The organism is Dongia mobilis (assembly GCF_004363235.1).
In the GTDB taxonomy this organism is placed as follows: domain Bacteria; phylum Pseudomonadota; class Alphaproteobacteria; order Dongiales; family Dongiaceae; genus Dongia; species Dongia mobilis.
In genome coordinates this window covers 140027-153929 of record NZ_SNYW01000013.1, presented here as the reverse complement: position 1 = coordinate 153929, position 13903 = coordinate 140027, and the positions used below count along the sequence as shown (strand labels likewise).

Annotated in this window: 12 protein-coding genes; 8 read left to right on the top strand and 4 right to left on the bottom strand. The window is 64.5% G+C overall.

The features are described 5' to 3' along the window. Positions 1 to 104 precede the first annotated feature (104 nt). The gene (locus tag A8950_RS17790; protein WP_133615025.1) at positions 105 to 2828 is read right to left on the bottom strand and encodes an ABC transporter transmembrane domain-containing protein; all 2724 of its coding nucleotides are present in this window, start codon (positions 2826 to 2828) and stop codon (positions 105 to 107) included. A 214-nt stretch (positions 2829 to 3042) separates the two neighbouring features. On the opposite strand from A8950_RS17790, the gene A8950_RS17785 reads away from it, so the two are divergent. From A8950_RS17785 to A8950_RS17775, 3 genes are all read left to right on the top strand, one after another. Beyond that, positions 3043 to 4272 (top strand): glycosyltransferase family protein, encoded by a 1230-nt coding sequence (locus A8950_RS17785; RefSeq protein ID WP_243735699.1) that lies wholly within the window; start codon positions 3043 to 3045, stop codon positions 4270 to 4272. Between the two features lie 26 nt (positions 4273 to 4298). Further along, on the top strand, positions 4299 to 5501 hold the full coding sequence (locus A8950_RS17780; protein WP_133615024.1) for a glycosyltransferase family 4 protein: 1203 nt from the start codon (positions 4299 to 4301) through the stop codon (positions 5499 to 5501). Positions 5502 to 5659: 158 nt separating this feature from the next. Beyond that, complete coding sequence (locus A8950_RS17775) at positions 5660 to 6445, top strand: AAA family ATPase (RefSeq protein ID WP_166645261.1); 786 nt, start codon at positions 5660 to 5662, stop codon at positions 6443 to 6445. On the opposite strand, the gene A8950_RS17770 is transcribed toward A8950_RS17775, so the two are convergent. Together A8950_RS17770 and A8950_RS17765 are read right to left on the bottom strand one after the other, a co-directional pair. Then, positions 6442 to 7368: a DnaJ C-terminal domain-containing protein gene (locus A8950_RS17770; protein WP_133615022.1), complete on the bottom strand. Its 927-nt coding sequence runs from the start codon at positions 7366 to 7368 to the stop codon at positions 6442 to 6444. The two genes, A8950_RS17775 and A8950_RS17770, sit on opposite strands and share 4 nt — an antisense overlap. A gap of 151 nt (positions 7369 to 7519) precedes the next feature. Further along, positions 7520 to 8020, bottom strand: a complete 501-nt coding sequence (locus tag A8950_RS17765) for an RT0821/Lpp0805 family surface protein (RefSeq protein WP_133615021.1) — start codon at positions 8018 to 8020, stop codon at positions 7520 to 7522. Between the two features lie 107 nt (positions 8021 to 8127). Here A8950_RS17765 and pdxH point away from each other — a divergent pair, with 107 nt between their 5' ends. The 5 genes from pdxH to A8950_RS17740 all read left to right on the top strand — a co-directional run bounded on the left by pdxH (position 8128) and on the right by A8950_RS17740 (position 13229). Further along, positions 8128 to 8760, top strand: a complete 633-nt coding sequence (gene pdxH / locus A8950_RS17760) for a pyridoxamine 5'-phosphate oxidase (protein WP_407644240.1) — start codon at positions 8128 to 8130, stop codon at positions 8758 to 8760. A gap of 10 nt (positions 8761 to 8770) precedes the next feature. Then, positions 8771 to 9703 (top strand): cation diffusion facilitator family transporter, encoded by a 933-nt coding sequence (locus tag A8950_RS17755; RefSeq protein ID WP_166645260.1) that lies wholly within the window; start codon positions 8771 to 8773, stop codon positions 9701 to 9703. A gap of 22 nt (positions 9704 to 9725) precedes the next feature. Further along, on the top strand, positions 9726 to 10472 hold the full coding sequence (locus tag A8950_RS17750; RefSeq protein ID WP_133615020.1) for an SDR family NAD(P)-dependent oxidoreductase: 747 nt from the start codon (positions 9726 to 9728) through the stop codon (positions 10470 to 10472). A 166-nt stretch (positions 10473 to 10638) separates the two neighbouring features. Beyond that, complete coding sequence (locus tag A8950_RS17745) at positions 10639 to 12390, top strand: adenylate/guanylate cyclase domain-containing protein (RefSeq protein ID WP_166645259.1); 1752 nt, start codon at positions 10639 to 10641, stop codon at positions 12388 to 12390. A 38-nt stretch (positions 12391 to 12428) separates the two neighbouring features. Beyond that, a complete protein-coding gene (locus A8950_RS17740) occupies positions 12429 to 13229 on the top strand; it encodes a tetratricopeptide repeat protein (protein WP_133615018.1) in 801 nt (266 codons plus the stop codon). On the opposite strand, the gene A8950_RS17735 is transcribed toward A8950_RS17740, so the two are convergent. Then, positions 13222 to 13884 (bottom strand): hypothetical protein, encoded by a 663-nt coding sequence (locus tag A8950_RS17735; protein ID WP_133615017.1) that lies wholly within the window; start codon positions 13882 to 13884, stop codon positions 13222 to 13224. The two genes, A8950_RS17740 and A8950_RS17735, sit on opposite strands and share 8 nt — an antisense overlap. Positions 13885 to 13903 lie beyond the last annotated feature (19 nt).

The window sequence follows — 13903 nt, the reverse complement described above, 5'->3', positions numbered from 1 at the left end:
TCCCGATTCCATCGGCGATCGACCATCGGTACGATGATCGGCAGCCGGCCATAACAGCCGGCATCGCCTGCGGACTGCACTTGGCGGCATGCCGCGGCTGCCGCTCATGCCGATACCTCGGCCAGGGCCCGGAAGCGCGATTCCGGGCGGTCCAGCTCCGCCGGCTTGCCGATTTCGGCGATCCGCCCGTCCTGCATGACCGCAACCCGGTCGAATGCGCGCGCGAGGCCCGGCATGTTCGTCACGCAGATCAGCGCCGCATCCTGGAGATCCGCCCTGATCTGGCTGATGAGGCGGCGCTGGCTCGGCTCGTCGAAAGCCGAAACCGTATTGTTCAGAATGACAAGCTGGGGCCGTTTCAGCAAGGCGCGAATGAGGCCGACCTTCTGGCGCTGGGTGATGGAAAGCTTCTTGCCCGCCGCACCCACATTGTAGCCGAGGCCGACCGCGATAACGCGCGGCTTCAGCCCCAGGGTCTCGATCACCTCGGAGAGGACGGTGCCGACCTTCTGGGCGGCCTGCGCCTGGCCATAGACCAGGCGGCCGAACAGGATGTTGTCCTGCACCGAGGCGGCGGCGTTGTAGCGCGCCGGGTCGTAGAACTCGACCGCATCAACCAGGTGCCGAGGCAGGCGCTCGCGGAAGGTGCGGCGGGCAGCCAGCAGCCGGGCCTCGAGGGCATCGTCGATCAACCCGAGGCGATGACGGGCCTCGATATAGGGGAAGGTCAGCGCGATGAGGCGGCGCTGGTCCAGTTCGGAGGCGTCGTCGATGCCGCTGCGCTGCAGGCGCGTCACCAATTGCTGGTATTGCGGCAGATCCTCGGCCGATATGAAACTGAACTGGTCGAAGAAGGGGTGGCCCGGCGGCAGGTCGGCGAACAGCTCGACCATGGTTTCGGCAATCTTGGCACCCAGCTGCATCAGGTCGCCGTCGATGCCGCTGGTTTTCAGGGTGGCGGCGAAATGCGCGTTGTCGCCCAGTGATTCCGCGGACAAGGCGGGTTTCAGCGCGGTGCCGAACATCACGTTCTCGGCGATGGTCATGTTGCGGTTGTAACGCTCCGGATCGAACGGCTCGACCAGAATGGAGAGGCTCGGCTGGGCCAGCCGGCCGCGCATCGCCTCGCGCGCCTGCAAGAAGAGTTCGGCGAGGCGCGCGCCGTCATTGTCGGCCGAGGCGGGATCAAGCCGCCCGCGCAGGCCGAACTGATAGACATCGTCGGACAACTCGACCAGGTTCAACAGGTCGCCCAGCCGCTTTTCCAACCCGTCCAGATCACCGACGCCGGCGCCTTCCAGGTCGAGCCAGTCGGCGTGAATGTCGAGATCCGGGTTGCCGGCGCGCCTTGTCTCGTGCCGCTCATGCTCGAACCGGGTGAGGGCGCGATCCTTCAGGTCCCGCGGCCGAACCGGATAGTGCTTCAGGCTGTAGAGCAGGTTATCGGCAAGCGAGAGCGGCAGCAGATAGGTCTCCTCGCCGATATAGGCGAAGCGGCGGCCGGTGACGAATTCCGGCAGGCTGGCGAGGTCGGCATCGCCATACATGATCTTGCCGCCCGCGGGCGCCACCAGCCGGCCGATCAGGGCTGCCAGCGCTTCCTTGCCGCTGTTGTTGCTGCCGACGACCGCCAGATGCTCGCCCGGTGCCAGTTCCAGGCTCGCCTCCTCGACCGCACGCCCACCGGATTCGTCGATGAAGGTGACGCGCTGCACCAGGAGCGGTGCCGGCGCCAGCCTTGCATCGCTGACGACCGCCTGCATCTCCGGCGCCATCATGCCCGGCGGCGAGAATTGCTCGATCACCTGGTCGTATTTGATCTGCACGTCCTGGCGCTGCTGGTCCCAGTCGATCAGCTCCTTGATCGGCGAAGGCAGATCCTTGTAGGCGCTGATGACAGCCAGCAATGTGCCGACATCGAACTGGCCCTTGAGGGCGAAATAGCCGCCGATCACGAAATAGAGAAACGGCGTGGTCTGGGCCAGCATGTTGTTGATGTATTTGACCAGGAACTTGCGCTTGTAGAGCTCGAAGCGGATGTGAAAGATCTTGCCGAGGCGCGAAACGATGTCGGCGCGCTCGAAATTCGAGGTGCCGTGGGCGTGGATCTCGACCGCGCCGTCGACCGTCTCGGCGATGCGCCCCGCCAGCTGCCGCGCGGTGATCTGGCGCTGCTTGCCGAGCTGCAGGATCTTGACGCGGAGCTTGGGGATGACGGTCATCTGCACCGCCAGCATGGCGACGGTGACGAGGCCCATATAGACGTTTTGCATGAAGATGAAGATGAGGGCAGTGGCCGCCATGCCGCCGAGATAGGCCGGCGTGATGAAGGCGTCGCCGATGAAGCCGCCCAGGGGCTCCACCTCATCCTTGATCATGGTGGCGATCTCGGCCTGCTTCACCTTGCGGAAATGCAGTAGCGGAAATTGCAGCACGCGATCATAAAGCTCGAAACGCAGGCGGCGCAGCATGCGCTCGCCGAGGCGGCCCTTCTCCGTGTTGACCAGCTGCTTCATCCAGCCGTTGAGTACAACGAAAAACAGATAGGAGAAGCAGAGCGCGAAGAGATACTCCATCTGCGGCAACTGGAAGCCGCCGAAGAGGGGGATGGGGCCGCCCAGCCAATCCGGCAGCGGCAGGGCGATGTTGAGGAAATCCGCCGTCGTCGAATTCTCGAAGGCGCCGCCCTGGATCGCGTCATTGACGATCCGTTTCGGCAGTTCCAGCGAGACGAGGTAGATCAGCAGGCTCGCCACCACGATGACCAGGATGATGACCTGGTCACGCCTGGAATGGCGCCAGATGTATTTGAAAAGATTTGGCTCCATGGCCGGCGGCGGACTCTCGGGAAATTGATCGCGGATAGGCTATCCCCATCCCAACGGAACCGAAAAAAGACAGATTGTCAATGCCTTGGCCGGGGGGCGGGCGCGATCGATGGGCAAAGTTTAACTTTCGGCCGCGTCGGCGGTTATGCCATAATCCGCCCGTATCACGGACCTTTCGGCGCTCGCGACGTATCGGGGGATGGCCCGCGTGCAGATGGAAGAAGGCATGACCCGAGGCGCCCGCGTCCTCATCTACTCACATGACACTTTCGGCCTCGGCCATCTGCGCCGCTGCCGCACCATCGCCCATTGGCTGGTCGAGCAGAACAAGGATATGTCGGTCATCATCCTGACCGGCTCGCCCATCATCGGCAGCTTCAATTTCCGGGCCCGGGTCGATTTCGTGCGCATTCCCGGCGTCATCAAGCTGCGTTCGGGCGATTACACCTCGCTCTCGCTTCTGATCGACACCGAGGAAACGCTGGCCTTGCGCGCCTCCATCATCAAGCACACGGCCGAAATTTTCGACCCCGACATCTTCATCGTTGACAAGGAACCGCTGGGCCTGCGCGGCGAGGTGACCGAGACGCTGGAGATGCTGAAGGCGCGCGGAACGCATCTGGTCCTCGGCCTGCGCGACATCATGGACGAGCCGGCGGCGCTGGTGCCGGAATGGCAGCGCAAGAACGTCCTCCCCTCCCTGCGCGACCTCTACGACCAGATCTGGGTCTATGGCCTGCCGCAAATTTGCGACCCGCTGGAGGGCATCGACCTGCCGAAATCGGTTCGCCGCAAGATGGTCTATACCGGCTATCTCCACCGCTCGCTGCCGCAGGGGCCGGAAAAGCCGACGCCCCTGCACAAGATCGCGGCCCCCTATTTGCTGGTCACCACCGGCGGCGGCGGCGACGGCGAGGACGTGGTCGACTGGGTCCTGCGGGCCTATGAAAACGACAAGCGGCTGCCCTATCCGGCCCTGCTGGTGCTCGGTCCCTTCATGCATTCCGACCGCCAGGCCGAGTTCCTGGCGCGCGCCGCCCAGCTGGACAAGGTCGAGGCGATCACCTTCGATGCGCAGATGGAACATCTGATGTCGCGGGCGATCGGCGTCGTCGCCATGGGCGGCTACAACACCTTCTGCGAGATCGTCTCCTTCGACAAGCCGGCACTCATCATCCCGCGCACGCGTCCGCGCATGGAGCAATACCTGCGCGCCGCCAAGGCCGAGGAACTGGGCCTTGCCGCCATGCTGGAGGATGACGGTGTCCGCGACTGGCGCCGGATGGCGACGGCGCTGCGGCAATTGCCGCAGCAATCGCAGCCTTCCGAAGTGGTCGTGCCCGGCCTGCTCGACGGGCTCAACAACGTCAACCGGCTGGTCCAGCAGGCGCTGGAACGTGGCCGGCGCCCCGCCTCCCTCCGCCTCGCCCAGCGCAAGCGCTAATGCCGGAATTCACTCAGGTCTGACGCGTGCCCGGCAAAATCCTCTTCCTCCTCAAGGGCTATCCGCGCCTTTCCGAAACCTTCATTGCGCAGGAGATCCGCGCCCTCGAGCAGCGCGGGCTCGAGCTCGAGATCTGGAGCCTGCGCTTCCCGACCGACAAGCACCGCCATCCGGTGCATGGCGAGATCCAGGCACCGGTTACCTATCTCCCCGAATATCTCTACCAGGAACCCTGGCGCGTCCTGCGCGGTGTGGCGAAGGCCAGTCGCCGGCCGGGCTTCTGGCGCGCCCTCCGGCAATGGGGCCGCGACCTGCTGCGTGATCCCAGCACCAATCGCGGCCGCCGCTTCGGCCAGGCCTGCGTGCTCGCGGCCGAGATGCCGGCGGATACCGCGCGGCTGCATGCGCATTTCCTGCACACGCCGGCCTCGGTCGCCTATTACGCCCATCTGATGACCGGCGTGCCCTGGTCGTGCTCGGCCCATGCCAAGGACATCTGGACCTCGCCCAATTGGGAAAAACGCGAAAAGCTCAAGAGCCTCGACTGGCTGGTCACCTGCACCGCCAGCGGGCACGCGCATCTGAAGGCGCTGAGCGGCGATCCCGCCAAGGTGGCGCTGGTCTATCACGGCCTTGATTTCAACCGTTTCCCGGAACCGCCGGCACGGGCTGCTGGCAGGCGTGCCGAGATCCTGTCGGTCGGCCGCCTGGTGCCAAAAAAGGGCTATCCCACTTTGCTGCTGGCGCTTTCCCAATTGCCGGCGGAAACGGACTGGCACCTCACCCATATCGGCGGCGGTCCGCTGGAGGGCGAATTGAAGGCGCTGGCCGAGACACTGGGCATCGCCCCGCGGATAACCTGGCGCGGTGCGCAGCCGCAGGAACAGGTGCTCGCCGCCTATCGCGCCGCCGACATCTTCGTCCTCGCCGCCCAGGTGGCCGCCGATGGCGACCGCGATGGCCTGCCCAATGTGCTGATGGAGGCGCAGAGCCAGCGCCTCGCCTGCATCGCCAGCAACATCTCCGGCATTCCCGAACTCATTCGTGATGGCGAGACCGGCCTACTTGTCCCGCCCGAGGATGCGAGGGCGCTGGCGACCGCGCTGCTGGACCTGATCAACCATCCCGAACGGCGGCGGCAGCTAGCCGAGGCGGGTTTCAACCGGGTGCGGGCAGAATTCTCCATCACTACCGGGATCGAGGATCTCAAGCGACGCTTCGCCGGCTAGGATCGAGGCGGTTTCGCGGCGATATGCCGTGCCATGACCGGCTATTCACTCGGTTCAGGTCAATCCGGATGTCGGATTTTCAGTATCAATATGGCTTGCAGTCCCGCGGGGCCGCGGCTCCAATCGGCGATCTCGATTCACGCTTAAAGCAGCTTTGCATGGCAGCGCGTCCTTCAGCCCTCAAGGCGCCGTTCCTGAGATCGATTCGGTGGCGCGAGTCCGTGCGGCCGCACGGTTCCTATCCCTTCAATCTGGGACCTTTTGGCGCCGATGATTTTGAACTGGTCTTTACCCGGCCGGTCACCATCCTGGTCGGCGAGAATGCGACCGGTAAGTCGACCTTGCTGGAGGCGCTCGCAACCTTGGCCGGCTTCCACGCCGGCGGCGGCAGCCGCGATCACAACTATCTGGCACCCGACAGCGAAAGATCGCCCTTGGCGGCGCATCTCCGGGCGTCGTGGTTGCCCAAGGTTACCCAGGGTTTTTTCTTCCGCGCTGATTCCTACATCAATCTAGCCAGCTATGTGGAGAATTTGGCCGCCGACTGGCCCGAAATGCGCTCCCTCTATGGCGAACGTCACCTGCAGCGCCAGAGCCACGGCGAATCCTTTCTCTCCCTGTTCGAAAATCGCCTGAAGGCAAGTTCCCGCGCGCTCTATCTGCTGGACGAACCGGAAAGCGCGTTGTCGCCCAGCCGCCAGTTGAAACTGCTGCGCCTCATCCATGACTGGGCACTGACCGGCCGGGTGCAAATTGTCCTCGCCACCCATGCGCCCCTGCTGATGGCGCTCCCGGGCGCCACCCTTCTGCACTTGACCGATTGTGGCATGTCCGAGGTCAATTTCCGCGCCACGCCGCATTTCGAAGCCATGGCCGCCTTCTTTCGCGATCCGGACGGTGTCGTCGCGAAGGCCCTGGCAGAGGGCGCCGGGCCGGCCGGCTAGCTTTCCTCGAATTTCCGCCGCACCTCATAGGGATGGGCCTTCGCCCAATCCTTGATGGCGGCTTCGAGGGCGGTATCGGCCTTGGCCGGCAGGGTGACGACAAAGCGCACATACTGGTCGCCGCGCGTCTTGGTCTTGGGGTTCTGGATGCCCTTGCCCTTGAGGCGGAGTTGTGTGCCGGAATTGCTGCCGATCGGCACCTTGAGCGCGACGCGGCCATCGATGGTGGGAATCTCGATCGTGCCGCCCAATACCGCTTCCGGTAGGCTGATCGGGCATTCCAGCAGCACGTCGAAACCGTCGCGCTCGAAATAGGGGTGCGGGCGCACCGCCACTTCGACAAAGGCGTCGCCGCTGGGGGCGCCACCCTGGCCGGCGGCACCCTGGCCCTTGAGGCGCAACTGGCTGCCCGATTCCGTGCCGGCCGGGATGCTGACGTCGAGGGTCTTGCCGTCGGCAAGACCGACCCGTTTCTTGGCGCCCCGCGCCGCCTCCAGGAAATCGACCTCCAGCCGATAGGTCACGTCGGCGCCGCGCATGCGGGTATTGGCGCGGCCGCGGCCGAAGCCGAAGAAATCCTTGAAGATCTCGTCATTCTCGTCGAGGTCGATGCCGAAATCCTTCGGCCCCCGGCCACGACCGCCGCCGGCACCACCCCGGGCCTGGCTCCAGGGCCCGCCGGCCTGAAATCCGGCGCGCGGATTGCCGTTCTCGTCCAGTTCGCCGCGGTCGAACTTGCGGCGTTTCTCCGCATCCGAGAGCAGGTCATAGGCGGCACTTGCCTCCTTGAACTGGGTCTCGATCTTCTTGTCGCCGGGATTGAGGTCGGGATGCAGTTTCTTGGCGAGCTTGCGATACGCTTTCTTGATCTCGTCCGCACTGGCGAGGCGGCTCACGCCTAGAACCTTATAGGGATCTGCCATCTTGGCTTCCGCAACCGGTGAAGTTTACTGAAATGATGGTGGCATGGGGCCGGCCATCGCGCCAGTGTTCCGGCGCCAGTGTTCCGGCGCCAGTGTTCCGGCGCCAGTGTTCCGGCGCCAGTGTCCCGGCGCCAGTGTCCCGAGCGTTGCCCTAGGGCATGATCTTCCAGGTACCGTCGGGCTGGCGGCAGGCGGTGCCGGTGCCGGAACTGGACTGGCCCTGGGCGGTGACGCCGGTCTGGAAGGTGCGGCAAGTCTGGCCGCCCGCCGTCTGCACCGTCTCGACCGGCCTGGTATAGCCGCTGGTGTTGTTCTGCGGATTGGACCAGCTGGCGGTCTGGCCGTCCGGCACGTTGTTGAGGGCGTGGGTCGCCGTCTGGTACGAAGTCTGCTGGTCCTGGCGGTCGAGATAGGCGCCGACCTGGTTGCCGACGACGCCCCCCGCCAGGGCGCCCAGACCCGCTGCCCACCACCAATTGTCCTTGCCGCCGATGGCGGCACCCGCCGCCGCACCGGCAACGGCACCCAGGGCCGTGCCCGTCTGCTGCTTGTTCCAGCCGCCGCTGCCCTGCGTACAGCCGGCCAGTGCCGCTGCCAGAAGTGCCGCGAGGGCAAGGCCGGCCAAATGGCGGCGGACTATCAGCGAATGCATCGACGCAACCTCTTGATCGGGTGGAAAATCCAACTGGAAAATGGCGACATCCGTGCCCTATTTCAATGCTATAGAGGAGGCTCATCGCAACGTGATGGACAACATTCATGGATGACAGCATGTCGGTGGCGACCGGCAAGCCCGGGCCGGATGATCTGCATCCCTGGGAAGAGCCCTTCGCCAAGGCCGCGGCCTGGCTGGCCGAGGCGGAAAAGAGCGAGATCAACGACCCCAATGCCATGGCCCTGGCCAGTGTCGGCGCTGACGGGATGCCCTCGGTGCGCATGGTGCTGCTGAAGGCGATCGATCCGCGCGGTTTCGTCTTCTACACCAATTTCGAAAGCCGCAAGGGGCGGCAGATCCTCGAAACCCGCAAGGCGGCACTGGTGCTGCACTGGAAAAGCCTGCGGCGCCAGGTGCGGGTCGAGGGCGAGGTCGAGATCGTCAGCGATGCCGAGGCCGACGACTATTATCATTCCCGCCCGCGGGCCAGCCAGATCGGCGCCTGGGCCAGCCAGCAATCGCGGCCACTGGAAAGCCGCTTCGAACTGGAAAAGCGCATCGCCGCCTTCACCGCGAAATATGCCATCGGCACCGTTCCGCGCCCGGAATACTGGTCGGGCTTCCGCATCCGCCCGACCTATTTCGAGTTCTGGGAGGACCGCCCGTTCCGCCTCCATGACCGGTTGGTCTATTCCCCCGACGGAGATCGCTGGCGCACGGAGAAGCTGTTTCCATGAGGGCCGATTCATGACCGGGAGGGCCGGCGCAGTCCCGTTTGCCAATGATCGCGCCGCAGCCGGGCGCCTGATGCGGCGTGCCACGGTCGCTGCCATTGCGGCGGCCCTGGTCATGATCGCCATCAAATTCGCCGCCTATCTGGCCACCGGTTCGGTCAGCCTGCTCTCAACGCTATTCGATTCCGCCCTCGATTTTGCTGCTTCCCTGGTCAACCTGATTGCCGTCCGCCAGGCGTTGACTCCGCCGGATGCCGAGCACCGCTTCGGCCATGGCAAGGCCGAACCGCTGGCCGGCCTCATGCAGATGGCTTTCATCCTGGGCTCCTCGCTCATCCTGCTGGTCGAGGTCTATCACCGCTTCGCCGATCAGCATGTGGTGCGGCATTCGGAGATCGGCATCGCCGTGATGCTGGCCTCCATCGCCATCACCGGATTGCTGATCCTCTACCAGCGCCGCGTCGTGCGCCTTACCGGATCGCTGGCTGTGGGTGCCGATTCCGCCCATTACAGCAGCGATTTCCTGGTCAATTTCAGCGTCATCCTGGCGCTCGTCCTGGTCGGCCAGTTCGACCTCTGGTGGGCCGATCCGCTGGTCGGCCTCGGCGTCGCCATCTTCATCGGCTACACCGCGGTCAGCATCGGGCGGCAATCTTTCGACATGCTGATGGACCGCGAAATGGACGACGCAACCCGGAATAAAATCAAGACGATCGTGCGCGGCCATCCGGAGGTGATTGACCTGCACGATCTGAAGACGCGCATGGCCGGGCTCGACGGTTTCATCCAGTTCCACCTCGAGCTCGACGACGAGATCTCGCTCAAGGAAGCGCATCGCATCTCGGATGCGGTCGAGGCCGAGTTGCAGGCGGCCTTTCCCGCCGCCGAGATCCTCATCCACCAGGACCCGCAATCCGTCGTCGAACGGCGCCAGCGCGACGCCTGATCGCAAGAAACAGGAAAATTCCATGTCCGACTCTTCCCAACGCAAGACTGTGGTGCTGACCGGCGCCAGCCGCGGCATCGGCCATGCCACCGTCAAGCGTTTCAGCGACGAAGGCTGGCGCGTCATCACCTGTTCGCGCGATGCAATCCCGGACGAGTGCCGCCGCGACCCCAACTGGACGCATCACATCACCGTCGACCTGGCCCTGCCGCAGGACGCGATCCGTTTCGTTGAAACGGCGCTGGAGGTGCTGGAGGGTACGCCGGTGCATGCCCTGGTCAACAATGCCGCGATCAGCCCGAAGACGCCGTTCAAGGAGCGACTCGGCTGTCTCAACGGCGATCCCTCCGCCTGGCGCGAGGTGTTCGAGCTCAATCTCTTCGCGCCGCTGCAACTGGCCCGGGGCTTCGCCCCGGCCCTGGCCAAGGGCAAGGGCTCGGTGGTCAATATCACCTCGATCGCGGGACACGCGATCCATCCCTTCGCCGGTTCCGCCTATTCCACCTCGAAGGCGGCGCTTTCCGCGCTGACCCGCGAAATGGCCAATGAATTTGCCCCGCTCGGCGTGCGCGTCAATGCGGTGGCGCCGGGCGAGATCGAGACGGCCATGATCGGCCCGGAATACGAGGCGCTTATTCCGCGCATTCCGATGGGCCGCATGGGCACGCCGGCGGAAGTGGCAGGCGTCGTCTACCAGCTTTGCGGCAGCGATTTCGCCTATGTGACGGGGACCGAGATTTTCCTCACCGGCGGTCAGCACCTGCTTTAGCCTCTGCAAAGCACATTCTGGTATGAAACCGCATCCCAATTGATAACGCGGGACGATCCACACCAGACTTTATTCCTTGCGCCTGTGTTGCTCTGGCTGGCGCAGTGCCGTTCGGCTATTGTCCTTTAGAGGAATGCGCCCTCCGACATCTCGGGAGATTCCTAGCATGCAGGCTCCTATGCCGCGCCGTCTCGTTGCGATCCTTGCCGCCGACGCCGTCGATTACAGCCGGCTGATGCATCGCGACGAGGAAGCGGGCATGAGCATCCTGCTGCAGCGACGGCAGGTGCTCGATGAGGAGATTCGCCGCCACGGCGGCCGCATTTTCTCCGGCGCCGGCGACAGTGTGCTGGCGGAGTTCGGCAGCGCCCTCGATTCCGTCCGGTGCGCCCTGCAATCGCAGCGCCTCCTCGAGAGACTCAACGCCGATGACAGCGCAGAACGTCGCCTTGCCTTCCGCATCGGTATCAATCTCGGCGACGTCATTCCGACCGATGACGGCAATCTCTATGGCGATTGCGTGAACCTCGCCTCGCGCCTCGAATCCGTCGCGCGGCCCGGCGGCATCTGCCTCAGCGAGGAAGCCTATCGCCAGGTGCGGCAATGCGCCGATTTCAGCTTCGACGATCTCGGCCAGGTGCAGCTCAAGAATATCGGCCCGGTGCGGGTCTATCAGGTGGCGTCCAGCGGCGGCAATGCCAGCAAGGCGACCAGGGCTGTCGACGCCACCGCCCTCCGTTCGCGCCCCGGTATCAGCATCGTCGTGCTTCCCTTCGACAACCTGTCCGGCGACCCGGCCCAGGAATATTTCTGCGACGGCCTCGTCAACGATATCACCACCGACCTGTCACGCTTTCCCGATCTCCTCGTGATCGCGGCGAATTCCGCCTTCGCCTACAAGCACCGGCACCGCAAGGTGCAGGAGATCGCCGCCGAGCTCGATGTCCGCTATCTTCTGGAAGGCAGCGTCCAGCGCCTGCAGGAACGCATCCGCGTGAATGCGCAGCTGATCGATGGCGGTACCGGTCATCACGTCTGGGCGGAACGGTTCGAGCATGATCGCGGCGATCTCTTCCAGTTGCAGGACGAGATCATTCGCCGTGTCGTCGGCGCGCTGCCCGGCCGGCTGCGCGACATCGAGGGCCAGCGTGCGCTCAAGAAGGCCGTGGTCGAGATCGACGCCTATGATGCCTATTTGCGCGGGGTCTCGCTCTATTCGATCGAATCCCAGGCGGCGCTCGATCTCAGCCGGCAGCAGTTCGAGCTCGCGGCCGCGCTCGACCCCGGCTTTGCCAAGGCCTGGGGCTACCTCGCCTATACCGCCGTCCAGGCCTGGATCGCCGGCTGGGCCGATGCGGCGATCCTGGTGCAGGCCGAGGAATTTGCCCGCCGTGCCGTGGCGCTCGATCCCGGCGACTACGCCAATCACTGGGACCTTGCCTTCGTCTACCTCAATACGCGGCGCTTCGATCTCGCCCGCGACTCTTATGGCCGCGCCGTTAGCCTCAATCCCAATGACGCCGATCTGCTGGCCGAGATGGCCGAGACGCTGGTCTATACCGGCGAGACCGCGCTGGCGCTCAAGCAATTGGCCGAGGCCATGCGGCGCAACCCGTTCCATCCCGATTGGTATCACTGGGTGATGAGCTGGGCGCTGTTCAACAGCGACCGTCTCGCCGATGCCCTAGCCGAGCTTGAGCGCATGAACCGGCCGCCGCAGCACGCCGACCTTCTGCGCGCCGCCATCCTTGCCGCTCTGTCGCGGCAAGCGGAGGCCGCCGCCACGCTGGATCGGTTCCTGGCCTACCGGCCGGGCTGGTCGCTCGTCAAGGAACGCGCCCGCATGACCTTCCGCCACAGCGTCGACGAGGATCGCTGGCTGGGCGCGCTGGCACGGGCCGGGCTGCCCGCGGCCTGACAGGTCCGTGGCAGAGGCAGGAAAAGGGGGGAACGGCAATGTCGCTGAAGAATACGTCGGATGAAGCCTTCGTTCTCTATCTCGAAGGCCAGCAGCTTTTCTCGGTCATCGACCGCAAGGACCTCGATGCGGCCCTCGCCAAGTTTCGCGCGGCCACCAGCCTGTCGCCGGATTTTGCCCGGGCCTGGGGCCATATCGCCTATTGCCTGGCGCAGATCGTGGTAGGTGGGCATGAACGCGACCGGAAAAGGGCCAAGCAGTTGCTGGAAGAGGCGGAAGGACATGCCCGGACAGCCATCAGCCTTGATGCGGGCGACTATGCCAATCATTGGGATTTGGCATTCGTTCTTCTCAATCTGGGACGGGGCGAGGAAGCCTATCGGGCTTACGAGCACGCGCTCGCCTTGTTCGACCGGCAGACCGACAAGCTGGACCGGCGCAATGACCTGCTGGTCGAGATGGCCGAGGCCTATGTCTATGCTGGCAACAGCGACCGCGCCTTCGAGCTTCTGGATCGAGCCGTGCGCGTTCCCGACTGGTATCGCTGGATCCGGGCCTGGGCCCATTTCAACAGGCGTGAATACAAGGAAACGATCGCCGAGATCACGGCGATGCGCAAGAAATGCTTCGATGCCGGCTATGTGCCCGATATCCAGCTTCTGCTGGCGGCTGCCTATGCCTATATAGGTGACAATGCGCTGGCACAGGAAGCGCTCGGCCGGCTGCGCAAGGCGCGTGCGGATTGGGATCTCGCTAGCGAACTGGCGCGCAACCCCTTCGCCAGCGAGAAGGATCGCCTGCACTGGGAAGAGGGCATGCGCCGCGCCGGATTCAACTGAGGCCCTGCGGCGGCGGGTGCAGTGCTGGAACGGCCAGAAGGCGCTTCAGCACCCAATGGGTCGGCCAGAAGACGAAAAGCGGCATGGCCACCAGCAGCAGCGCGAAATAGAGATCGGGCGGCAGCCAGTCCTGCGGCGCCGCATCGCCGAGGCCGTAGACATAGTTGATGTTGACGGGCAGGCCCGGATTGTCGGCGGGCGCCGGTGGTGGTGGCGAAATCCAATAGCAGATGAGAAGCAGGATGGTGGCAAGCGGCCACCACAGCCAGATCGCCCGCCGGTCATAGCCGTGCCGCCACAGCAGATAAAGGATGAACAGCGGCAGCCAGAAATGGAAGAAGGAGAGGAATCGCGTGAAGAGGGGAATGCCTGCGTCAAACATGTAGAGGGTCATGCCGGTCACCGGCAGGCCGATGGCGCTGCCCAGGAAGTCCGCCATCCAGATGGCCTGCGGCAGCAGGATGCCGATCGCCGCGGCCGAGGCCCACAGCATTTGGCCGGACCAGAGCGAGATCAGGGCGAGGAACAGGGCGACATCGCAGAAATAGAGGAAATTCGTCGGCCCGTAATCGCGCCAATAGATCGGCACCAGCACGGCCATGAAGAGCGTGTAGGGAAGTTTCAGCCAAAGCGACGGCGCGCAGTGTGTGTTCATCGCGACTGACCCGGAGGAA